Origin of the sequence: Natrialba magadii ATCC 43099 (genome assembly GCF_000025625.1) — an archaeon.
Taxonomy (GTDB): Archaea; Halobacteriota; Halobacteria; order Halobacteriales; family Natrialbaceae; genus Natrialba; species Natrialba magadii.
Map to the genome: position 1 here is coordinate 831,299 of NC_013922.1, position 20,810 is coordinate 852,108.

Genomic DNA, 20,810 nt, shown 5'->3' on the forward strand with positions numbered 1-20,810 from the left:
GCAGCAAAAGTGGTCGTGGTTGATTCCGCGTCGGTACCCGCTAGTTCTCGGACCCGCTGCGGACAGCCGCGAGTGCGTCAGCAGAGAGCACACTCGAGAGCACTGACTCAGTGTGCTCGCCGAGCTGTGGTGGCTCGTGGCCCGAGCGGGTCGTCGACCCGGAGAACTCGATGGGACAGATCGGGAACGGGAGGTCGACGCCGTCGATGGTGAGGTCATCGAGCGTGCCGCTCTCTTTGAGATGCTCGTCTTCGAAGACATCGACGGTGTTCTGTACGGGTGCGCCTGGGAGCCCCTGATCGCGGAACAGGTCGAACCACTCGTCGTTCGTCCGGTTCGCGAAGATCGGTTCGAGTTCGGTCGTCAGCGCGTCCCGGTTGGCGACGCGGTCGTTGTTGACCGTAAAGCGGTCGTCGTCCGCGAGGTCAGGCCGGTCGATAGCCTCACAGAACCCGGTCCAGGTGTCGTCGCTACCGATCGCGACGGCGAACCAGCCGTCTGCGGTCTCGAAGGTGCGATACGGTGCCAGCGAGGGGTGGACGGTTCCCTGGCGTGGGTACGGCTCCTCGGTAACGAACGTGCGACCGGCGCGCTCTGTCAGCCAGGAGACCAGTCCCTCGAACATCGGGACGTCGATGTACTGGCCCTCGTCGTTGTACAGTGCCGTCGTGATCCCGATGACGGCGTACATGCCAGCGCAAATGTCGCCGATCGGAATCCCGGGTCGCGCCGGCGGCCCGTCCGCCTGCCCGGTGATACTCATGCTGCCACCGAGCGCCTGGACGACCATATCGAACGCCGGCATCTCGCGGTACGGCCCCTCGAGAAAGCCCGAGATCGAACAGTACACCAGATTCTCGTTGACCTCACGGAGGTCTTCGTAGCCGAGCCCCCATTTGTCCATCGTGCCTGGCCGGTAGTTCTCGATGAGCACGTCTGCGCTTTCTGCAAGGGACTCGAGTGCGGCCGCGCCCTCCTCGGAGGCCATGTTGAGTTCGATGCTCTGCTTGCCCCGGTTGAGCGAGGCGAAGTAGGCGGTGATCCCCGAGTCACCGATCTCGGGGCCGACGCTCCGTGTGATGTCCCCGCGTGTGGGGCGTTCGATCTTGATGACCTCTGCGCCCATATCTGCCAGTAGCTGGGTCGCGAACGGACCCGAGAGCATCTGCGTACAGTCGATGACGCGGACGCCCTCGAGTGGCGTGTTCGCGTTCGGTGCCGCGGTCGGTGTCGACGTCGGGGGTGCCATCGTCTTTGATGGTGTTCTCACATGTAATGAGCGCTCCGTTCTCGGAAGGTGCGTTGGGACTCTTGGACGGTACTCGAACGGGGCTCGGACCGAGACGATGTGTACTGACTGACCGGTGCCCGTGTCAGTCCAGACGAACTGTGTCGCAACGTGGACTATCTCGAGGGAGGAAACGAACGAAGAACGAAGAACGAAGAACGAAGAACGAAGAACGAAGAACGAAGAACGAAGAATGACGAGCGTCTCTCGGACCGATCAGCCGAGGTAAAGAACCAGCCAGTAAGCGAGCATCACGAACAGGCCGACTGCAAGAATCAGTTCAGTGATCGTGACGAGGGTAGGAATGTACGCTCGAACGCCGTCAGCTGCGTTGTCGTAGCGCTGGTGCAGATCGTCGAGCGTGTTGATAAGCCGGGATCCAATCGTCTCGTCTCGGGACATACCCAAGATAGAGCGTGGGCACTGTTAAAACCATACGTTTTGCGAGCACACCACACAGTTGTGTCTCCACTCCTCATCACGTATCAGTACCGTGGAGTAGTTGTCACCGACACTCGAATCCCCACTCTCAAATCTCAAACCTCAAATCCCAACACCTGGACCCCGGACCCCGGACCTCGGATCTCGGATCTGAAATCCCACATCTCGACTCGAAGACCAGGGCCATGAGTCGGGAACCAGCCCTTCCTGTTCGCGGGTGCAGCGATCACAGTATGCTAAGCACACCCCACCCTCCGTTGTGGGTCCCGACCAGGTCTGGTTTGGGGCAGGCCCACATCCGGCCCCGTCGACCTCGCGTACCCACATCGTCGAAACTGGTTCAGCCCATTCGTTCCAACGTAGTCGTTAGAACCCCGACGTCCCCTCGAGTGTGTGCTCCTCGACGACATCCTCGTCGAGCTCCACACCGATACCCGGCGTCTCCGGCACCTCGATGTAGCCGTCCTGGATCAGCGGCTCCTCGCGCTGGATCAGGTCGTCCCACCAGTCGACTTCGAGCGCGTGGTACTCGAGTACGTCGAAGTTCGGAATCGCTGCGCCGAGGTGGACGCAGGCCATCGTGCCGACGGGGCTGCAGACGTTGTGCGGCGAGATGGGGATGTAGTTCTCTTCGGCACGGTCGGCGATGCGCATGGTTTCGCCGAGGCCGCCGACGGTGGTCGGGTCGGGCGTGACGATGTCGACGCCGTGGTCGTAGATGAGGTCCGAGAGTTCGAAGACGCGGAAGCGGTTTTCACCGGTCGCAACCGGTGTTCGTGTCGCCTTGGTGACTTCCTTCTGGGCCTCCATGTTCTCCGGCGGGACGGCGTCCTCGAGCCACATCAGATTGTACTCCTCGAGTTCGTAGGCGAGGCGCTTCGCGCTCTCGACGGAGTAGTCCCAGTGACAGTCGAACGCGAGGTCGATTTCGTAGCCAATCTCCTCGCGGACGGCCTCGACGATCTGTCGTTTGTGCTCGATTGCGGCGTTGCTGAGACGGCCGTTGTACGGGTCCGGGTCGTTGTCCATCTCGACGTCGAGGTCGAATTTGAGGGCGGTAAAGCCCATGTCCACGACGCGGCGGGCCTCGTCGGCGTAGGCCTGGGGCGAGTAGGCGTCGGCCTCGGCGTACTCGGTGTAGCCGTCGTCGACGGCGTAGGCCTCGCCGGCGTGGCAGTCACAGTAGATGCGGACCTCGTCGCGGAGTTTGCCGCCGAGGAGTTGATAGACCGGGACGTCTAAGATCTTGCCGGCGGCGTCCCAGAGGGCGATTTCGATGCCGGAGGCGGCGGTGATGACCTTGCCGGTGGTGCCGCCGTGGCCGGACATCTCCTGGATGATGCGCCGGTAGAGGCGCTGAACGTCGAGCGGGTTCTCGCCGATCAGGAAGCGTTTGGTGTACTCGACGAGTTCGGGGACGCCGCCGCCCCGGTAGGATTCGCCGATGCCGGTGACGCCGGCGTCGGTTTCGATTTTGATGAGGTTCCACTCGAAGTTACCCTCGACGACACAGGATTTGATGTCGGTGATTTCGACGTCGCGCGATTCTGCTCGGTTCGTGATCTGGTTGGAGAAGTCTTTCATTGTGTCTCGATCGTTCTCTCTCGTGTTAGCTGTCTGTCGTCTTGGAGTGTTGTCGGCAGTGGTTCTCTGTGTCGCTGTCGACTGTGATTCCTGGTTCTCTGTGTCGCTGTCGACTGTGATTCCTGGCTCTCTGTGTCGCTGTCGGCTAGCTCTCTTGGCACCCCGTCAGTCTCGTGGTCGGACGACCGTTGCACGGATCTGATCGGGTGCGCCTCGAGTTGTCTCTCTCAGACCTCGCGTCGAAACTCTTCGACCGCATCGTTGTCGATCTGGACGCCGTGTCCCGGCTCGTCGGGAAGCGGGATCATGCCGTTATCGTCCGGCGAGAGCGGCTCTACGACGATATCGCCGAAGACCTTCACGTCCATATCGCGGTAGAAGTACTCGACCCAGAGGGCGTTCTCGATCGATCCCACGAGTGAGGCGTGGAGGTTCCAGTTGTAGTGTGGCGCGATCTGAACGTCCAGTGCGGCGGCGTGGTGGGCAATCTTGAGCCACTCCGTGATCCCGCCACAGACCGTCGCATCCGGCTGCAGCACCGTCGCCGCGCCGTCGCTGTACAGACGTTCGAAATCGTAGCGTGGGCCCTCGAGTTCCCCCGTCGCGACGGGGTAGGAGATCGCCTCGTTGACTGCAGTCATCGACTCCGTGCTGTCGATCATCACGGGTTCCTCGATGAAGTACGGGTCGTAGGGTTCGAACGCACGACAGTTTCGAATTGCCTCGGTCGCGTTCGACCACCCGCCGTTGGCGTCGAGCAACAACGTGCGCTCGTCGCCGATCTCCTCGCGGACGGCGGCGACGCGTTCTGTCTCCTCCTCGACGGAGCGGCGACCGACCTTCATCTTAACCACGTCGTGTCCTTCATCGAGGTAGCGCCGCATTTCCTCGCGCAGGCCCTCGTGTCCCTTGTCGTCGCGGTAGTAGCCACCGCTCGCGTACGATGGGACGTCGTCGGCGTAGCCGCCGAGTAACTTGTACAGCGGCTGACCAGCGGCCTTGGCCTTCAGGTCCCACAGCGCGATGTCGACGCTCGAAATTGCGCGCAACAGGATGCCAGAGCGCCCGATCTGGACGGTGCCGTCGTACATCTCGCGCCAGAGGCGTTCGGTATCTCGGGGGTCCTCACCGAGCAGCATCGGTTCGAGGAGCGATTCGACGGCTTCCGAGATGAGATGTGCTCCCTCGTAGCCGAGGGAGTATCCTACGCCCTCGCGGCCGTCTGCCGTCCGGACGTAGGTGATCGCGTGATCGCGGTACGTCAGCGTCCGGTTGGAGAACGAGACCGGCGACGCCAGCGGTATCTCTACGGGGACGCTCTCGATTGCTGTGATCTCCACAGTCGAGCACACGTGAAACGATACCAAAAACCGCGCACCATCCGGCAAGTATCCCCTGGAGATACTGTTCGGCTCGATGACGCGGGATGGGACAGCGCTACGAGCCGATAGTATATATGCCAGGCATTAAAACAACCAGCCATGGAGTTCCCCGATCGGCGCGACCTCGGAGAGCTGATCGAACCGCAAGCGACGCCGACGTTCGCCCGTGTACGATACGAACCCGAGACGGAAACGCTCGATAACCCACTCGAGACGGTCCGCTCGGAACTGGCGACGCTCGCACTCGACGAACTCGAGTCGGGTGCGACCGTCGCGGTCGGCGTCGGCAGCAGAGGGATTCACGGCATCAGCGATGTCACGACCGAGACGGTCTCGTACCTCGACGAGAAGGGATTCGATCCGATCGTGGTTCCCGCGATGGGAAGTCACGGTGGTGCGACGCCCGAAGGCCAGCGCGAGGTGCTCGAGGCGCTCGGAATCACCGAGGACCGTCTCGGCGCACCGATCGAGGCCACGATGGCTGTCGAACAGATTGACGAGGTCGAAATCGGCGACGTGACGACGCCGGTCTACTTCTCCGCGGCCGCACTCGAGGCCGATGCTGTGCTCGTGATCAACCGAGTCAAACCTCACACCAACTTCAGCGGGCGGATCGAGAGCGGCTGTTGCAAGATGCTCACCGTCGGCCTCGGCAAACAGCGCGGTGCACAGGCGTTTCACTCGACGGCGCTCTCGGAGGGCTATGTGCCGACGATCGAGGGGCTGACCGACGCAATTCGCGATGCCGTCCCGCTGCTCGGCGGTCTCGCACTCGTCGAGAACTTCCACGAGGAGACCGGCCACATCGAGGCGATTCCGGCCGCCGAACTCGAGTCGCGCGAGCCAGCGCTCCTCGAGCGCGCGTACGACGAGATGGCGACGCTGCCGACAGACGAGATTGACCTGCTCGTGGTAGACGAACTCGGAAAGGAGATTTCGGGTGCAGGGATGGATACGAACGTCATCGGCCGCTATCGGGTGATCAACGCGCCCGACCCGGAAAATCCCGCGATCGACCTGATCTACGCACGCGGGCTCACGGAGAAGACGAAGGGGAACGGTAACGGCATCGGTCTCGCAGACATCACCCGCAAAGAAGCCATCGAACAGCTCGAGATTCAGAAGGTCTACGCAAACGCGCTCACGAGCGGGTCGCTCGCCAAGGCGAAACTACCGCCGGTCGCACCGGATGACGAAATCGCACTTCGGGTCGCGCTGAACGCGCTTGGCGGCTACGATCCTGACACAGTTCGGGTCGCCTGGATCGAGAACACGACCGACCTTGGCGAGTTCTACGTCTCCGAGGCGCTCGCCGAGGAACTCGGCGAACGGGGAGAACTTACGATTATCGAGCGAGCGACCCTGCAGTTCGAGGACGGAACGGCGGTTTTCGAGGCCTGATACCCGTTGAGAGCGCGCTACAGAAGAACTCAGCAGTGGTGGACCGACCGTTACTCTACGATGTGGTCTCGGGAACTCGCATCGGACGCGTAGGTCACGTTCAACTCGAGTTCGTTCGCTGCGGCGAGCATCATATCTGGAATCTCTTCGTCGAGCCACTCGCCCGTCAGTCGGTGCGAGGGACCGGCCACGGCCAGCGCGCCGATTGCTCGCCCGTCGCGCTTGACCGGCACAGCCGTCCCGTTGAGTCCGTCGACGTGTTCTTCGCGGTTGAAGGCGACGCCGCGCTCGCGGACCGTCTCGAGTTCCTCGTAGAGCTCCTCGCGGTCAGTGATCGTGTTCGCCGCGTGAGCGGGCAGTCCCCACTGGTCGAGAATGTCGTCGACGCGCTCGCGTGGGTAGTGGGCGAGAATGGCCTTCCCGGCCGACGAAGAGTGGAGGTGAATCTGCCGACCGACGCCGAAGCCGACGCGGACGGCCTGACTCCCCGTCTCCACGTGCAGGTAGATCCCGAGGCCGTGGTCCTCGACGACGAACTGTGCTCGCTCGCCGGTCTCCTCGGCGAGCGCCTCGACGTGGCGCTGTGTCATCTCGTAGGCCGGATCGCGCGTCTGTGCGGCACGGCCGAGTCGCGCAAACCGCAGGCCAATCTGATATCGCTCGCCGTCACGCGAGACGTACCGCATGTCGTGGAGCGTCTGCAGGTGGCGGTGGGTCGTACTCTCGGCCAACTCGAGTTCCGCTGCAATCTCCGAGAGTCGGGCGGGTCCGATCTCCTGGAGCGTGTGGACGATCTCGAAGCTGGTTTTCGTCGCTTGAATCGTTTCCTTGTTCCGTTCCACCATAGCACAACTCTGTCGGATCGGTACTTAGTGATTCCGCTATTCGGAACAGCAGAAAACTATCTGTGAACCAGACGGTTTCATCGAAGCGGTCCAGGAAGGAAGAACGAGGTGTTCTACGCTGTAACAGTGATCACTTTGTTGTAGAGATGCTACTACTGACGTTCATCACGATGGAATATGATCTGTATACACTTCCTTTCGCTGAGTCAAACGGGTTGGGTATTACACACGTACAGCTGTAATTCAAGTTGTGATTGTTTCTGACAGGACTGGCTGAGAGAACATATGACTGATCAAAAGTACTGTTAGTAGGGTCTTCATACGTTGTGCCCGCACTTTCCACAGGGCGGAAATCGACTGGCTTTTGTGGCATGTACAACCTTACCGCAACGCGAACCTTTTTGCCGCTTTCCTCTGGGCTTACGGACGATATGGATCTACAGATCGACGGCAACGCGGCACTCGTCACGGCGTCCTCGAGTGGACTTGGAAAGGCGTCTGCGAAGGCGCTCGCCCGGGAGGGTGCAAACGTCGTGATCAACGGCCGCGACGAGGATCGTCTCGCGGACGCGAAAGAAGAAATCGAGGCGGAAGCGGCTGGCGAGGTCGTCGCCCAGGTCGGTGACTTGACCGACGAGGACGACATCGAGACACTGGTCGAGACGACGGTCGACGAGTTCGGCGGTATCGACCACCTCGTGACGAGCGCTGGCGGTCCCCCGTCCGGACCGTTCCTCGACACCGACGACGACGACTGGTATCACGCCTACGATCTGCTCGTGATGAGCGTCGTTCGGCTCGCCCGCGAGGCCGAACCGCACCTGCGCGAGAGCGACGAAGGAACGATCGTCAACATCACCTCCCGCAGCGTCAAGGAAGCGATCGACAGCCTCGTGCTGTCGAACTCTGTGCGGATGAGCGTCATCGGACTCGAGAAGACCCTCTCGAAGGAGTTCGCACCGGACGTGCGGACGAACGCGGTCCTCCCCGGACCTCACGAGACCGAGCGCATCGAGGATCTGGTCAATCAGGCCGTCGACCGCGGCGACTACGACTCCTACGAGGAGGGGCTCGACGACTGGGCGAGCAACCCACTCGAACGCGTTGGCGACCCGATGGAACTGGGTAACACCGTCGCGTTCCTCTCTTCGCCGCTGTCAGGCTACATCAACGGTGAAAGCGTTCTGATCGACGGCGGTTCGACCGGAGCGAACCTATGAAGCCGGTCGAGTTCGACGACGCGGAGACCTACGAGCCTGACGAAGGCTGGCGACGGGTCTCGATGGCCGGCAGCGACAAATTCTCCTTCGAGTGGTTCGAGAAGCCGCCGGGCCACAGTTCGCCGATGCACGACCACGAGAACGAGCAGGTCTGTCTCTGCCTGCAGGGCGAACTGACGGTCGCCACGGAGGACGACGAGATCACGCTCGAGCAGTACGACTCCGTCCTGCTCGAGGCCTGGGAGAGCCACCGCGTCGAGAATACCGGCGACGAACTGGCTGTCGGCCTCGACGTGTTCGCACCGGGCCGCTCGTTCGACTTCTGGACGGATCGAGACGACTGAACAGCGGATCGATTCGACTCACCTCTACCGATGAAGTATCTCGCACGCACTCTCGACGGAAAGCCACTCCTCGGCGACGACGAGGGCTACGTCCCGCTTTCGGCAGCCGCGCCCGAACTGGAAAGCGTCTCCGACGCACTCCCGCGCGCTGCAGCCGGCACGCTGCCCGACCTCGACGACGTCCCCGCTGAGCGAACCGACCCAGAACACATCCAGTTCGCCCCGCCGCTCGCCAAATTCGGCAAGCTCTGGGGGATCGGCCTGAACTACGAGGAACACGCCGGCGATCTGGACGAACAGCGCCCCGAGGAGCCGGCGAGTTTCATGAAGCCGGCCAGCGCGCTCACCGGTCCCGGCGGCCCGATCAAACTCCCACCGGTCGAGCAGACCGACGGCGTTACGGCCGAGGCCGAACTCGCGGTCATCATGGGCCGTCAGTGTCGCAACGTCGCCGAGCGCGACGCTGACGACGTGATCGCCGGCTACCTGCCGGTCATCGACATGACCGCGGAGGACATCCTCCAGCGCAACCCGCGATTCCTGACCCGCGCCAAGAGCTTCGACTCGTTCATCGTCGTCGGGCCCGCGATCGCCGTCCCCGAGGACGAGGATTCGCTCGCACTCGAGGAGCTGACTGTTCAGACGATCGTCAACGGCGAGGTGGCGGCCGAGAACGAGATCCGAAACATGCTGTTCCCACCGCGAGAGATCGTCTCGTTCCATTCGAACGTGATGACACTCGAGCCGGGCGACCTGTTCAGCACGGGGACGCCTGGCGCGGAGCCACTCGAGCCGGGTGACTACGTGGAGGCGAGCGTGGAGTCGATCGGATCTGTAGAGGCACCGGTCGTTCGCTGACCCGTTCGAACCGTTCGAAGGCGGTCGACACCGGCCAACCGGACGAAACCGTCGGGCACTTTTAAACATGCGCCGAGGCGGGAAACCTACAGGTATCTTGGGACCCAATCACTCACCAACCGGTGCTACTCCCATGAGCTCGAAGGGCAGTGACGAGGTGACGTTCGAGATCGACGAGGAGTGGTTTCGATTCGGCGTCTACATCGCCTTTCTGTACGCTGCGTTTACGCTCGTAATCGTCTACCTGCTGCAGTTCGATCAGCTAATCGGCCTCGTCGTCGCCGTCGTCGGGAGCATCGTCTTTGGGCTCTCGATTATGGTATACGTACTCTACATTCGTTGAGAGGGTTCTCACTCGTCGCCGTCCATCATCGTGATCACCGGTCGGTCCGCCGAGAGCAACACCGACTGGGTGACGCTGCCGAACAGCACCTTCCCGGTCGGGCTTCGGTCGCGGCCGGACATCACGATGGCGTCTGCGTCCATCTCCGTTGCGGTCTCCAGAATCGTCTCCGCGGGGTCGCCGTGTTCCCGCCGTGCGTCGACGGTAATTCCCTGTTCCTCGAGGTCCGTGAGGATCGCCGCGGCGCTGTCGGGAAAGTCTGTTTCGTCGTAGACGTCCTCGGATCTGACGCGGCCACCCTCGCCGGTTACATCGAACTCCTTGAACACATTGAGCGCGATTACCTCGATATCTTCGGGGTCGCCGGGGAGTGAGGTGATGATCGAGGCTGCCTGTTCGGTTCGTCGTTCGTCTTGATCCACTGGTAACAAAACCCGGTACATGTGCTATCACTGTGCGACCACCATCTTAAATGTCGTGTCAGAGTGTCTGTGTGTCTGCTGTGAGAACAAGGCTGCTGTCCGACTCCCGAGGTGGCGACGAGCGGAACAAACGTTTTGGTGTCTGCACGAGAGGGCACTGACGAGAACGATGACGGCGAGTTCGCAGGCCCGACTCCGATGTTACGACTGTGGCTGCACGTATGACCACGGCGACCGCACGCGATGTTCCTGCGGGGAACCGCTCTGGTTCGATCTCGATGTGGACGAATTCGAGTGGCCCACAGAGACAGCCCAAGCAACGGAACAAGATCCGGCGACGACCGGTATCTGGCGCTACGACGCCGTCCTCCCGGTTTCCGCACCCGAGACGACTACACTGCCGCCCGGTTCGACACCGCTCGTCCGCGCAGGTGCACTGGACTCGTTCGCCGGCTGCGAGCTACACCTCAAGCCAGAGGGACAGAACCCCACCGGCAGCTTCAAAGACCGCGGCACCGCCGTCGGCGTCGCCCACGCCCTCGACACCGACACAGACTGGATCGGCACCGTCTCCCACGGGAACATGGCCCTGAGCACCAGCGCCTACGCCGCGGCGGCCGGACTCGAGTGCACCGTCTTCGTCCCGGCGGATATTCCGCCGGAACGGCTCGATTTGCTCGCTCGGCACGATCCGCATATCTTCCGCGTCGAGGGAGAGTATGGCAGGCTCTACGAGGAGACGCTCGCGCTCGATACTGACGGCGACGCCGGTATCACGTTCGTCAACTCCGATACGCCGCTGCGGGTGGCCGGCCAGAAGACGATTGCGTACGAGTTACTCGAGCAGTTTCGACTGGAGTCCCCGAACGCGCCGTCTTCGCCGGGCGTGCCGTCCTCGTCGACGGCGTCGACCGCGTCGACCGCACCGGACGCGATCGTCCTCCCGGTCAGCAGCGGCGGCCAGGCCAGCGGCGTCTGGAAAGCACTCCGAGAACTGACCCGGAGTGGCGTGCTCGCAGCCGACGACGTTCCGCGGCTCTACTTCGTGCAGGCAGCGCCGTGCGATCCAATCGCGACGGCCTTCCGGGAGGGCCGCGAGGAGGTAATGCCGATCGACGCCGATGAGACGATTGCTGTCTCCATCGCGAACAGCGACCCGCCGAGTGGCACCCGCGCGCTCACGGCCGCTCGCGATACCGATGGCGCGGTCGTTGCCGTCCCCGACGAGGCCACGCGCGAGGCGATGGACCGGCTGGCGACGGACGCCGGTCTCGCCGTCGAGCCGTCCAGCGCAGTCGCGCTCGCGGGAGTTCGAGAGCTCTCGGACCGCGGCGAGATCGCAGCAGACGAGTTGGTCGTTACGATTCTAACCGGCTCCGGGTACAAGGAGTCAGTCGAGACGGAGCCGCGAAGCCGCCACATCGACCTCGCGGACCTCGAACACGAACTCGCGTCTGTCGTCGAGTCCTGAGGACTGAGGTTCGCTGATCGCAGGCGTACGAACCGCAATCAGTCGGCGGGATCGGGCTCGGACTCGAGCTGGGAATCTACACCGGTCTCGAGTACCCCCTCGCGCTCGAGGTCGGCGGCCACGTCCTCGACCGCGGTCACGACGGCGTCGCCGATCGCTTCGACCGACTCTTCGCTCACCGTCAGCGGCGGCGCGAGCATGAGGTGGTCGCCCGCGACGCCGTCGACGGAGCCCGAGCCTGGATAGGTGTAGACGTCCTGTTCCATCGCGCGCTCGTACACCCGCTTGTTGACGGCCACGTCGGGATCGAACGGTCGCTTCGTCTCTCGATCCGCGACGAACTCGAGTCCGATCATCGCGCCGGCGTGGCGTATGTCGCCAACGATCGGATGATCGCGTAGCGGTTCGAGCGTGTCGACGAGTTGCTCACCGCGCTCGCGGCCCGTCTCGAGTACGTCGTCAGAGTACTGCGCGACGACGTGGGAGGCGATGGCCGCCGAGAGCGGGTTGCCGGCGAAGGTGTGGCCGTGATCGAAGGAGCCGCCCGCAGGGTCGCTCGCGTCGAACTCAGCCGAAATCTCGTCGCTGACCAGCGCTGCGCTGATCGGCGTGTAGCCCGCCGAGAGTCCCTTCCCGACTGTCAGGATGTCCGGAACCACGTCGAAGCGTTCCATCGCGAACAGCGGCCCGGTACGGCCGAAGCCGGTCATGATCTCGTCGGCGATGAACAACACGTCGTACTCGTCGCAGATCCGTCGGATCTCCTCGAAGTAGGCCGAATGTGGGTGTGCCGCGGGGATGCTCGCGCCGGAGACCGGTTCGGCGATGAACGCTGCGATCGTTTCGGCACCCTCCTGTTTGATCGTCGTCTCGAGTTCCTGTGCGGCGGCGACGGCCTGCTCTTCTGGGGTGCCGTCGTGCTCCCAGCGGTAGGGGTAGGCTGGCGAAATGTGCGGCCAGCCCTGCAGCTGTGATTCGTAGCCGTCGCGGCGGGTGGTGTTGCCCGACGCCGACAGTGCACCGAGCGTCGCGCCATGGTAGGCCTGCCACCGGCCGATGACCTTGTGCTTGCGGTCGTTCCCGCGCTCGCGGTGGTAGGCGCGAGCCAGCTTGAACGCCGACTCGTTGGCCTCGCTACCGGAGGTGACGAAGAAGGCGCTGTTCAGATCTCCGGGTGCGCGTTCGGTGAGCTGGTCGGCGAGACGTTCCGGTTCCTCGTTCGTGAAGTGTGACAGACTGAGGTAGGAGACGTCCGCGAGCTGGTCGCTGACCACATCTTCCAGGCCGGGAACGGAGTGGCCGAGGTTGACGACGGCAGCGCCCGACGCTGCGTCGATAATCTCGCGACCGTCGTCGGTGACCAGAAACTCGTCGTGTGCCGTGTCGATGGTGAGGTGGTCGGGACCGATTCCGCCGCCCCACTTGTAGAAGATCGAGGGTGTGCTTCCCATGCACGGAGAGGCAGTGGCGACCATTGTAAACGTTTCCCGACTGGTCGGGAAGACGAGTACTGATTCACGAGTAACTGTTTGGAACGGAGAGTGTTTGTGGAAAGACAGCTATTACTATCTGAAGACTGTATGATCTGTACTCTTATCACTCTTCGAGTACATCCATAGCTGTTTCGTGAGTTCGGCAAAGCAAAGTGGCGTCCCGAAGCAACTGGAAGATTCGGGGCGTGTGGGTGTTCTTACTATCCAAATTTTGGTCCCATCCACTTTCTCTCAGGAGATACTGATCGATCACCCAGAAATATCGTGTTTGACTTGCAGATTAATCCATCTCTCTTAGTATAGTACACATTCGATACGAATCCCGACATCCAAGGTAGAGAGAGTACGTTTGAACGTATTTAACAGTCAGCAATCATGTTTCGGAGTCGGGACCAAACTCGTGCTCGTGGGACTCGAGTACCAACCGCTCTGGGTCCAGGGTGTAGTACCGCTCCCAGGCCGGTGCGAGACTCACGACGCTGGTGTTCGCAATCTCGCGCTCGCGGTGGGTGTGGTGGTGGCCGACGAGACAGAGGTCCGGCGAGAGCGTCTCGAGGAGGGCTGTCACGTGCTCGCAGCCTGGGTCGTAGCCGTAGGAGAGCAGCCCGGTCGGTGCTTCGTGAGTAAGAAGGACGTCGATATCGGAGCGTTCGGCTGCCTGTTCGACGTCTTCGTGGGTAAAGTGCCGCCGTCGGTCGCCCTCGAGTTCGTCTCGCGAGCGATCGTACTGTGTCGGCGCGAAATTCCCGGAGAGACCGGCGACACGGAGTCCGTCGACCGTTGCAACGGTGCTCGCGAGGAGGTGGACGTTGTTCACTTCTGTTGGTCTCTCGCCCGCGCGGAGCGCGTCGATGACATCGAAGTCTTCGTTGTTGCCGGCGATAAACCAGGTCGGCGCTGGCAGATCGTACAGTTCGAGGTCGCCGACCTGCAGGGCGTGCTCGGGGTCGTCCGTGCGGTAGCACTCGAGTAGCGCCGCTCGCTTAGCCGGGTCGGAGGCGTGGGCATCGCCGAGAACGAGCATATGTCTGCTGGGTCTGACGAGCGCGAGGCTGATACTGTCGTTGGTCGGCGAGCCGGGCAATCGGCACCGATAAAGCGTGTGAATGACACGCAAATTTAAATAAGCGCTCGAAGTAGTCAGCGCCGAGATGGATTTCGGACTCGAGGGACGGACAGCCGTCGTCACTGGCGGCGCCGGACGGATCGGGAGCGCGGACTGTCGAATTCTCGCGAACGAGGGCGCGAACGTCGTGGTTCTCGACGTGGATGCAGATGGTGCCGACCGCGTAGCCAGCGAGATCAACGAGGATACCGGCACAGACAGCGGCACGGCGATGGCACTCGAGTGCGACCTCACCGATCGCGACGATGTCGCGGCCTCGATGGAGGGAGTCCGTGACGAGTTTGGCGGTGTCGACGTTCTCGTGAACAACGCGGCGATGGTCGATGCGCGCTCGCGAGTCGACGGCTACGACGACGATATCTGGGAGCGCGATATCGAGATCAATCTGACGGGGACGTACAACGTGAGCAAGGAGGTCTTTCCGCGGATGTGTGAGCGGGGCTGGGGTCGCGTCGTCACCATGTCCTCGATGGCCGGCTGGTACGGCGGCTTCGGGCAGGTCTCTTACTCGGCGACGAAGGCCGCGATGATCGGCCTCGGACGAACGATGGCACTCGAGGGCGCGCAGTCCGGTGTCACGTCGAACGTGGTAGCACCGAACATCGTCGTCGGGGCGTGGGCCGAGATGGGGCCGGACGAACTCCGAGAGCACGTCGACGAGTACTACGCGCGAATCGCCGAGGCGACGCCGATGCGCCATCTCGGCACGGAGGAGGACGTGGCCAACATGGTCGCCTACCTCTGCTCAGAACAAGCGTCGTACGTGACGGGGCAGGTAATCGGTGTCACCGGCGGTGTCGATCTCTTTAGCTTTTGAGCCGACGGGTATCCCGATTACTACTGCCAGCGGGCCCAACCACGGCCGCCCCGTCAGTCGGTGGCCACGCCGCCGCTGGGACAGGATGGGTTGTCAGCCCTCACACACTTAACCAGACCCGTCGTACCTACGCCATGGCCATTGAAGCCTCGTTCGTCGCGACACAGGGGACTTTTCCCCTCGCGGAGGTCTTTGAGAAGTTCCCCGCAGCACAGATCGAACTGGACCGAGTCGTCCCGGCGACGCAGGTGTTGATCCCGTACTTCTGGCTACAGGATGTCGATTCAGAAGAGATTGATCTCGAGGGAATCACCCATCCCGGAATCGACGACCTTCGGATCATCGATACCGTCGACGACGAACTGTTCGTTCGAATCGACTGGAATTTCAACTACGAGAGTGTCCTGTCGGCGATACTCGAGACGGACGTGGCACTGGTTTCTGCAATCGGGCGCGAAGACAAGTGGACGTTCGAGATTCGCGGTGAGAGTCAGGCCGATGTCGCCGACTTTCAGACGTACTGCCGGGATCACGATATCCCGGTCGAACTAACTGAGCTCCACGCTCTCTCGCCGTTGCGTTCTGGCCAGGAGTACGACCTTACTGACGCTCAACGCGAGGCACTGACGCTCGCCTACGCGCGCGGCTACTTCGATTCGCCGCGACAGGCGAGCCAGCAGGATATCGCTGCGGAGCTCGATATTACGAGGCAAGCGTTCGCTTCGCGCCTCCAGCGAGGCACGAGAAGATTGATCGCAAGCACGCTGGTCCGACCGTCTGAGTAACGTATAAAGGTATTACCCAAGCAAAAGTTAGGACTACCCGTCCGCCACCCATAGACTGGTTTGTGTGTGGAACTGACCGACCCGTGGGTATGGACCAGCCGTCGACTCGACCAGAGACGACTGTCGCCCCCGCCGGTAGAAGTACACGGCGCTTCTTCGAGAGGCTGCCGACGTGAAGAACTACGTCGAGTGTATCGGCTGTGAGTACGTCTACATGTCCGAGGACAGCGTGGCCCCCGCGCCGAAGAATCAGACCACCTGTCCCAACTGCGAAGGGACAAATTTCGAATTCACGAGTTCGTAATCGGAGACTGGCAGTCGCTCTTCGGGCTCGCAGACGGGCCCTGCAGACGGCGAGACTGCGGTAGGACGCGGCCACCTCGCGGCCACCTCAGTCGTCTCCCTCTAGCTGAACCAGTTCGTCGACGTCCGGAATCTCGGCTGCGGCGTCTGTGATCTGTTGCATTCTGTCCGTATGCTTTTCGACGGCGTAGGCCGCGAGTGCGCCGTCCTCGAGTCCGACGCGTTCTGCCTCGTCGTCGGGCTGGAACCGCTCGTCTTCGGTAATTCCCTGGACCAGCGGCACGAGTTCGTGAACGGTGTCTTCGATGAGGTTCGGATCGACACCCTCCGCGATCAGTTTCTTGAGTTGATTCATGCCGAAGCCGACGTGACGACCCTCGTCGCTGCGAATCTTCGTAAAGCCCTCGACGAGACCGGGGAGGTGGGGTAGCTCCTCGAACTCGCCACCGTAGGAGGTCTGCATCCCGTAGTAGCCCGTCTGGGCCAGGATTCCCTCGACGGTGAGGTGGTAGTGGCAGTAGGCTTTCGCGCGGTTTTCCGGCGTGTCGTCCTCGAGAAGCCGGTACTGTGCCTTCCGGTTGCGGTCGAACAGTTCGACGTAGGGGTCGTTGAACCACTTGTCGTTTCGCGGATTCGAACGCTCCCAGCCGAGTTCGTCCTCGACGGTCCAGATGACCTCGCGCCAGTAGCGGTCGAAGAAGTCGGCGTGTTTGGCCTCCTCGTACAACTGTGTCGTCAGAAACAGCTGATCGTCGATGTTGTCGAGCACCGTTGCGAGCGGTGCGAGGTCCTCCGTCACGGCGTCCTCGCCGGCACCGAACTTCGCGATGCCGTTGAGCGTCCGGTCCCAGTAGGACTGGTCGTACTCGTCCGACGCCTCGATGTGTGCGAGCAGGTTCTCGACGTCCTGCTCGAGTTCGATCTCGCCAGGATCCCAGTGGCGTTCGACCGCGTTCCGATAGTACCGGTTCGATCGGGAGTCCCGATCCATCATCTCGGTCGGCGTGTATTCTGTTGCCATGTACCACGGTATTCTGTCCGAGTATTAAAATACAGGTCCTCCAGAAACTGATAACAACGACAAAGGAGTGGTTTCCGCGGAAAGGAGAACAGTTGGTGGCAGAGCAAGTCGCCAGCGTTACGATCGCTGCGTTGCCGAGCCGATTTCGAAAATTTCCTCGTAGAGCGTCGCTGCGAGCTGGTCCATGTTGTCCGCGGCCTCGCTTGCGTCCATCGAGTCGCCGACGCCCTGCCACTCCACCGAGAGTCGAGACAGTGGGACGAGGGCAATGCCGCCGATCGTGATCGTACCATCTGGGGTGTGGACGGTCCACTCCGTTCGCATGCCATCGGAGGATTTCGTGACGTCTTCGATCGCACCGCCGGCCTCGATCCAGCGGTCGACGAGCCCGTCGGTGATACGGCGCAGTTTTCGCTCACCGAGGACGTGCACGACGATACCGGCACCGGCAAGAAGCACGAACGCGGCGACAGCGAGCGGAACGCCGCCGTAGGGGACGTTCACCGACGCCGCGAGGCCGGCGATCACGACGATCAGACCGAGCACGCGCGCGTCGAGTGCGCTGGGGACCGTTCCGCTCCAGGCGGCCTCCTGGGGTGACTGTTCGAGTTGCATCTATCGGTGGTGAGGACGACTAGCGGGTAGGTCTTCCCCTGTCTCGTTGTATCCTTTATGCGCCCTCGCCTGCTCTCTCCGTTCTCATGTGACAATAGATTTTCATGTGCTACTCACTTCTTATGTGTCACTCATCGCTCTCACTCCGCTCACATGCTACTCCGCCACTCTCGCTCCTCACCCACGTGACACTCGCCGCTCTTGCTCACCACTACTGCGACACTCGCCCAGTCGACAAACGCTATGTGGGGTCCGTGTGATGTGTGGTCATATCATGAGTTGGACGGTGATGCCGACGTTCGACGACTACGACCGTGCTCGCGAGGAGTTCGAGTGGGACCTCCCAGACGACTTTAACCCGGCTGTCGACTTCCTTCGCAAACACGACGATACAAGCCGTGTCGCACTCCGATACGAGCGACCCGGCGAAAGCGACAAGGAAGATGGAAACGGCGACAGCGAAACGCACTCCACCGAGGACACCATCGAGACGTACACGTTCGACGACCTCGACGACCGTTCGGACCGGCTCGCCGCCGCACTCGCCGACCTCGGCGTCGAGGCCGGCGATCGCGTGGGCGTCGTCGTCCCGCAGAAACCCCAGAACCCGATCACCCACCTCGCAAACTGGAAACTCGGCGCGGTGTCAGTGCCGCTTACCGTTCTCTTTGGCCGGGACGCACTCCAGTACCGCCTCGAGGACAGCGAGGCCACCGCCGTCGTCGTCGATCCGAGCGTCCGCGGAACCATCGAGGAAATTCGTGACGAGTGTCCCGCACTCGAGTCCGTGATCGAACTCGGCACCGCCGACTCGGTCGACGGCGATGCGTACGCCTTCGACGAGTTGCTCGCTTCGCACGAGCCAGGGATCGAGGTCTACGATGCGACGCCGGAGACGCCGTCAGCGATTATGTACACGAGCGGGTCGACGGGGCCGCCGAAGGGTGTCCTCCACAGTCACGCGCTGTGGCTCGGCCGTGCTGCGGCGGCGTACAACTATTTCGAGCAGGGGCTCGCGGAGGGCGAGGCGACGCTGTGGACGCCCGCGGACTGGGCCTGGGGCGCTGCACTCGGCGGGACGCTCTTCGCCGCGTGGCACCACGGCTGTACGATCGTCGGCTGGCCGCGGGAGGGGTTCGACCCCGAGGCGGCTTACGACCTCATGGAACGCCACGGGGTAACCAAGGCGTTCATGCCACCGACCGCGCTCCGGATGCTGATGGGCGTCGACGATCCCGAGGGGCAGTTCGATCTTGCACTCGAGACGTTCGCCTCAGCGGGTGAGCCGCTGACTCCGGAGGTGGTCGACTGGGTGCAGGAGACGTTCGCCAATGTGGGGATCAACGACTTCTACGGGCAGACGGAGCTCAATCTGGTCGTCGGCAACTCCTCGTGGTTCGAGACGCGGCCGGGGAGTATGGGCAAGCCGTTCCCGGGCTACGAGGTGGCGATTCTCGATCCTGATTCCGAGGAACGGGTGCCGGAGGGCGAGGTGGGCGAGTTAGCCGTCAAGCCGGACGATCGGCGGGTTTTCTTCAACGAGTACTGGGGGTTTCCGGAGAAGACGGCAGCCAAGCAGACGGAGAGCGGCTGGTTCCGGACGGGCGACCTCGTCGAACGTGACGACGAGGGCTACCTGTGGTTCGTCTCGCGGACCGACGACGTGATCCTCACCAGCGGCTACCGTGTCGGTCCGATGGAAGTCGAGGAGGCAATCCTCCACCATGACGCCGTCGAACAGGTCGGCGTCGTCGGCGTCCCGGACGAAACCCGCGGCGAGGCGATCAAAGCATTCGTCCAGCCTGCCACTGCGGTGGCGGATGCGGCGAAACTCCGCGAAGAAATCCGCACCCTCGTCCGCGAGCGCCTCGCGGAGTACGAATACCCACAGGAGATCGAATTCGTCGACGAACTTCCGACCACCACGACCGGCAAGATCCGGCGGCGGTCGCTTCGCGACTAGGTTGGGAGGGCGGCTAGCGGAATGAGAGGGAGAGGGGAGAGCTATTTCGGGCGTGTCGAACGGGCACTCGAGTTACCCCAACTGGACCCCGTTCCGACCGGTCCCAGCTGCGCTCTGAACTCTCCCCGTGGCGTAAGTTTATACTGATGCCGACAGATGATCGGGTATGGCACTCCAGAAACCGGACCTCTCCGGACAGACGGCGTTCATCACCGGAACGACTCGTGGCATCGGCAAGGAAATCGCCCTCGCGCTGGCCGAGCAGGGCTGTAACATCGTTTCAACGGGGAAGACGAGCGAGAAAGACGCAGACGAGAGCGAAGACGGGAGTGGCCCGGACCTCGAAGGGTCGATCGAGCAGACGGCCCGCGAGGCGCGCGAACACGGCGTCGAGGCGCTGCCGATCCAGCTCGACGTTCGGAGCGAGGAGGCGGTCAACGCTGCAGCCGAGCGCGCTATCGACGAATTCGGTGAGGTCAACATCGTCATCAACAACGCGAGCGCGATTCAGTTGCTGACGGTGGAGGATCTGCCGCCGAACCGGTTCGATCTCATGACTGACGTCAACATCCGCGGCACCTACCTCGTCTCGCGAGCCTTCGCCGGCCACCTTCGGGAGGTCGAGAACGCCTGGCTGTTGACCAACGCGCCGCCGGTCAAGATCGACCGTGCACCCGGCGAAGCGCCCTACGCGTGGTCCAAGCTTGGTATGTCGTTCCTGACGCTCTCGATGGCGAGCGAACTCGGCGACGGCAACGTCGGCTGCAACACCTTCTGGCCCGTGACGGCGATCGATACGCGTGCGACGCGGTACTTCGGACTCGGCACGGAGGACGACTGGCGGACGCCCGAGATCGTTTCCGACACGGTACTCGAGATCCTCTCGCGTGATCCGGCCTCGTTCACTGGGAACGCGGTGTACGACGAAGAGCTACTGCAGGAGGCTGGCGTCGAGGACTTCTCGCGGTACAACCTCACCGAGGGCGATCCAGCGCCGGGGTCGGCGCAGTTGTTCGATCCGGAGTATAGCCGGTCGGACGAGTAACCCATTGAATTGGGGTGTATCGGTACCGTTTGGGGACGGCACT

Annotated in this window: 20 protein-coding genes; 10 read left to right on the forward strand and 10 right to left on the reverse strand. The window is 62.4% G+C overall.

What is annotated here, in order from left to right; all coding sequences use genetic code 11:
* Nucleotides 1-40 precede the first annotated feature (40 nt).
* From NMAG_RS03890 to NMAG_RS03905, 4 genes are all read right to left on the reverse strand, one after another.
* Nucleotides 41-1,249, reverse strand: coding sequence for a CaiB/BaiF CoA transferase family protein (locus tag NMAG_RS03890; protein WP_004216589.1), 1,209 nt, complete (start codon nucleotides 1,247-1,249; stop codon nucleotides 41-43).
* A 255-nt stretch (nucleotides 1,250-1,504) separates the two neighbouring features.
* Nucleotides 1,505-1,690 (reverse strand): hypothetical protein, encoded by a 186-nt coding sequence (locus NMAG_RS03895; protein WP_004216591.1) that lies wholly within the window; start codon nucleotides 1,688-1,690, stop codon nucleotides 1,505-1,507.
* A 405-nt stretch (nucleotides 1,691-2,095) separates the two neighbouring features.
* Nucleotides 2,096-3,313: a mandelate racemase/muconate lactonizing enzyme family protein gene (locus NMAG_RS03900; RefSeq protein ID WP_004216592.1), complete on the reverse strand. Its 1,218-nt coding sequence runs from the start codon at nucleotides 3,311-3,313 to the stop codon at nucleotides 2,096-2,098.
* Between the two features lie 227 nt (nucleotides 3,314-3,540).
* Nucleotides 3,541-4,653, reverse strand: coding sequence for a mandelate racemase/muconate lactonizing enzyme family protein (locus NMAG_RS03905; protein ID WP_004216593.1), 1,113 nt, complete (start codon nucleotides 4,651-4,653; stop codon nucleotides 3,541-3,543).
* A 141-nt stretch (nucleotides 4,654-4,794) separates the two neighbouring features.
* On the opposite strand from NMAG_RS03905, the gene NMAG_RS03910 reads away from it, so the two are divergent.
* Nucleotides 4,795-6,096: a nickel pincer cofactor-dependent isomerase, group 22 gene (locus NMAG_RS03910; protein WP_004216594.1), complete on the forward strand. Its 1,302-nt coding sequence runs from the start codon at nucleotides 4,795-4,797 to the stop codon at nucleotides 6,094-6,096.
* Nucleotides 6,097-6,146: 50 nt separating this feature from the next.
* Here the strand turns inward: NMAG_RS03910 and NMAG_RS03915 are convergent, their stop codons facing one another.
* Complete coding sequence (locus NMAG_RS03915) at nucleotides 6,147-6,941, reverse strand: IclR family transcriptional regulator (RefSeq protein ID WP_004216595.1); 795 nt, start codon at nucleotides 6,939-6,941, stop codon at nucleotides 6,147-6,149.
* A 431-nt stretch (nucleotides 6,942-7,372) separates the two neighbouring features.
* On the opposite strand from NMAG_RS03915, the gene NMAG_RS03920 reads away from it, so the two are divergent.
* The 4 genes from NMAG_RS03920 (at nucleotide 7,373) to NMAG_RS03935 (ending at nucleotide 9,706) form a co-directional block, all read left to right on the forward strand.
* A complete protein-coding gene (locus NMAG_RS03920; protein ID WP_004216596.1) occupies nucleotides 7,373-8,161 on the forward strand; it encodes an SDR family oxidoreductase in 789 nt (262 codons plus the stop codon).
* Nucleotides 8,158-8,505 (forward strand): cupin domain-containing protein, encoded by a 348-nt coding sequence (locus tag NMAG_RS03925; protein WP_004216597.1) that lies wholly within the window; start codon nucleotides 8,158-8,160, stop codon nucleotides 8,503-8,505. The genes NMAG_RS03920 and NMAG_RS03925 overlap by 4 nt, the downstream gene beginning before the upstream one ends.
* Before the next feature lie 30 nt (nucleotides 8,506-8,535).
* Nucleotides 8,536-9,363, forward strand: a complete 828-nt coding sequence (locus tag NMAG_RS03930) for a fumarylacetoacetate hydrolase family protein (RefSeq protein ID WP_004216598.1) — start codon at nucleotides 8,536-8,538, stop codon at nucleotides 9,361-9,363.
* 133 nt (nucleotides 9,364-9,496) lie between these two features.
* The gene (locus NMAG_RS03935; protein WP_004216599.1) at nucleotides 9,497-9,706 is read left to right on the forward strand and encodes a hypothetical protein; all 210 of its coding nucleotides are present in this window, start codon (nucleotides 9,497-9,499) and stop codon (nucleotides 9,704-9,706) included.
* Nucleotides 9,707-9,714: 8 nt separating this feature from the next.
* On the opposite strand, the gene NMAG_RS03940 is transcribed toward NMAG_RS03935, so the two are convergent.
* Entirely contained in the window at nucleotides 9,715-10,149 is a 435-nt protein-coding gene (locus NMAG_RS03940; RefSeq protein WP_004216600.1) for a universal stress protein, read from the reverse strand.
* Nucleotides 10,150-10,297: 148 nt separating this feature from the next.
* On the opposite strand from NMAG_RS03940, the gene NMAG_RS03945 reads away from it, so the two are divergent.
* The gene (locus NMAG_RS03945) at nucleotides 10,298-11,599 is read left to right on the forward strand and encodes a threonine synthase (protein ID WP_004216602.1); all 1,302 of its coding nucleotides are present in this window, start codon (nucleotides 10,298-10,300) and stop codon (nucleotides 11,597-11,599) included.
* Between the two features lie 38 nt (nucleotides 11,600-11,637).
* On the opposite strand, the gene NMAG_RS03950 is transcribed toward NMAG_RS03945, so the two are convergent.
* Nucleotides 11,638-13,050 carry an aminotransferase family protein gene (locus NMAG_RS03950; protein WP_004216603.1) on the reverse strand — a complete coding sequence of 471 codons (1,413 nt, stop codon included), beginning with the start codon at nucleotides 13,048-13,050 and terminating at the stop codon, nucleotides 11,638-11,640.
* Nucleotides 13,051-13,465: 415 nt separating this feature from the next.
* The gene (locus NMAG_RS03955) at nucleotides 13,466-14,116 is read right to left on the reverse strand and encodes a metallophosphoesterase family protein (RefSeq protein ID WP_004216604.1); all 651 of its coding nucleotides are present in this window, start codon (nucleotides 14,114-14,116) and stop codon (nucleotides 13,466-13,468) included.
* A 127-nt stretch (nucleotides 14,117-14,243) separates the two neighbouring features.
* On the opposite strand from NMAG_RS03955, the gene NMAG_RS03960 reads away from it, so the two are divergent.
* Both NMAG_RS03960 and NMAG_RS03965 read left to right on the forward strand, forming a co-directional pair.
* Nucleotides 14,244-15,035, forward strand: a complete 792-nt coding sequence (locus NMAG_RS03960; protein ID WP_004216605.1) for an SDR family NAD(P)-dependent oxidoreductase — start codon at nucleotides 14,244-14,246, stop codon at nucleotides 15,033-15,035.
* A 134-nt stretch (nucleotides 15,036-15,169) separates the two neighbouring features.
* Nucleotides 15,170-15,820: a helix-turn-helix domain-containing protein gene (locus tag NMAG_RS03965; RefSeq protein ID WP_004216606.1), complete on the forward strand. Its 651-nt coding sequence runs from the start codon at nucleotides 15,170-15,172 to the stop codon at nucleotides 15,818-15,820.
* A 391-nt stretch (nucleotides 15,821-16,211) separates the two neighbouring features.
* Here NMAG_RS03965 and NMAG_RS03970 read toward each other — a convergent pair whose 3' ends face one another.
* Nucleotides 16,212-17,144, reverse strand: coding sequence for a ferritin family protein (locus tag NMAG_RS03970; protein ID WP_004216607.1), 933 nt, complete (start codon nucleotides 17,142-17,144; stop codon nucleotides 16,212-16,214).
* A 117-nt stretch (nucleotides 17,145-17,261) separates the two neighbouring features.
* Nucleotides 17,262-17,759, reverse strand: coding sequence for a hypothetical protein (locus NMAG_RS03975; RefSeq protein ID WP_004216608.1), 498 nt, complete (start codon nucleotides 17,757-17,759; stop codon nucleotides 17,262-17,264).
* A 274-nt stretch (nucleotides 17,760-18,033) separates the two neighbouring features.
* On the opposite strand from NMAG_RS03975, the gene NMAG_RS03980 reads away from it, so the two are divergent.
* Together NMAG_RS03980 and NMAG_RS03985 are read left to right on the forward strand one after the other, a co-directional pair.
* Nucleotides 18,034-19,722 carry an acyl-CoA synthetase gene (locus NMAG_RS03980; protein ID WP_012996423.1) on the forward strand — a complete coding sequence of 563 codons (1,689 nt, stop codon included), beginning with the start codon at nucleotides 18,034-18,036 and terminating at the stop codon, nucleotides 19,720-19,722.
* Nucleotides 19,723-19,888: 166 nt separating this feature from the next.
* On the forward strand, nucleotides 19,889-20,767 hold the full coding sequence (locus tag NMAG_RS03985; RefSeq protein ID WP_004216610.1) for an SDR family oxidoreductase: 879 nt from the start codon (nucleotides 19,889-19,891) through the stop codon (nucleotides 20,765-20,767).
* Nucleotides 20,768-20,810: the final 43 nt, after the last annotated feature.

Bases quoted from the DNA above. Each gene is read 5' to 3' on its own strand.
- NMAG_RS03915 (WP_004216595.1), bottom strand. From the start codon at position 6,941: ATGGTGGAACGGAACAAGGAAACGATTCAAGCGACGAAAACCAGCTTC.
- NMAG_RS03895 (WP_004216591.1), bottom strand. From the start codon at position 1,690: ATGTCCCGAGACGAGACGATTGGATCCCGGCTTATCAACACGCTCGAC.
- NMAG_RS03955 (WP_004216604.1), bottom strand. From the start codon at position 14,116: ATGCTCGTTCTCGGCGATGCCCACGCCTCCGACCCGGCTAAGCGAGCG.
- NMAG_RS03970 (WP_004216607.1), bottom strand. From the start codon at position 17,144: ATGGCAACAGAATACACGCCGACCGAGATGATGGATCGGGACTCCCGA.
- NMAG_RS03985 (WP_004216610.1), top strand. From the start codon at position 19,889: ATGGCACTCCAGAAACCGGACCTCTCCGGACAGACGGCGTTCATCACC.
- NMAG_RS03890 (WP_004216589.1), bottom strand. From the start codon at position 1,249: ATGGCACCCCCGACGTCGACACCGACCGCGGCACCGAACGCGAACACG.
- NMAG_RS03930 (WP_004216598.1), top strand. From the start codon at position 8,536: ATGAAGTATCTCGCACGCACTCTCGACGGAAAGCCACTCCTCGGCGAC.
- NMAG_RS03920 (WP_004216596.1), top strand. From the start codon at position 7,373: ATGGATCTACAGATCGACGGCAACGCGGCACTCGTCACGGCGTCCTCG.
- NMAG_RS03945 (WP_004216602.1), top strand. From the start codon at position 10,298: ATGACGGCGAGTTCGCAGGCCCGACTCCGATGTTACGACTGTGGCTGC.
- NMAG_RS03960 (WP_004216605.1), top strand. From the start codon at position 14,244: ATGGATTTCGGACTCGAGGGACGGACAGCCGTCGTCACTGGCGGCGCC.
- NMAG_RS03980 (WP_012996423.1), top strand. From the start codon at position 18,034: ATGAGTTGGACGGTGATGCCGACGTTCGACGACTACGACCGTGCTCGC.
- NMAG_RS03925 (WP_004216597.1), top strand. From the start codon at position 8,158: ATGAAGCCGGTCGAGTTCGACGACGCGGAGACCTACGAGCCTGACGAA.
- NMAG_RS03910 (WP_004216594.1), top strand. From the start codon at position 4,795: ATGGAGTTCCCCGATCGGCGCGACCTCGGAGAGCTGATCGAACCGCAA.
- NMAG_RS03935 (WP_004216599.1), top strand. From the start codon at position 9,497: ATGAGCTCGAAGGGCAGTGACGAGGTGACGTTCGAGATCGACGAGGAG.
- NMAG_RS03940 (WP_004216600.1), bottom strand. From the start codon at position 10,149: ATGTACCGGGTTTTGTTACCAGTGGATCAAGACGAACGACGAACCGAA.
- NMAG_RS03950 (WP_004216603.1), bottom strand. From the start codon at position 13,050: ATGGGAAGCACACCCTCGATCTTCTACAAGTGGGGCGGCGGAATCGGT.
- NMAG_RS03965 (WP_004216606.1), top strand. From the start codon at position 15,170: ATGGCCATTGAAGCCTCGTTCGTCGCGACACAGGGGACTTTTCCCCTC.
- NMAG_RS03975 (WP_004216608.1), bottom strand. From the start codon at position 17,759: ATGCAACTCGAACAGTCACCCCAGGAGGCCGCCTGGAGCGGAACGGTC.
- NMAG_RS03900 (WP_004216592.1), bottom strand. From the start codon at position 3,313: ATGAAAGACTTCTCCAACCAGATCACGAACCGAGCAGAATCGCGCGAC.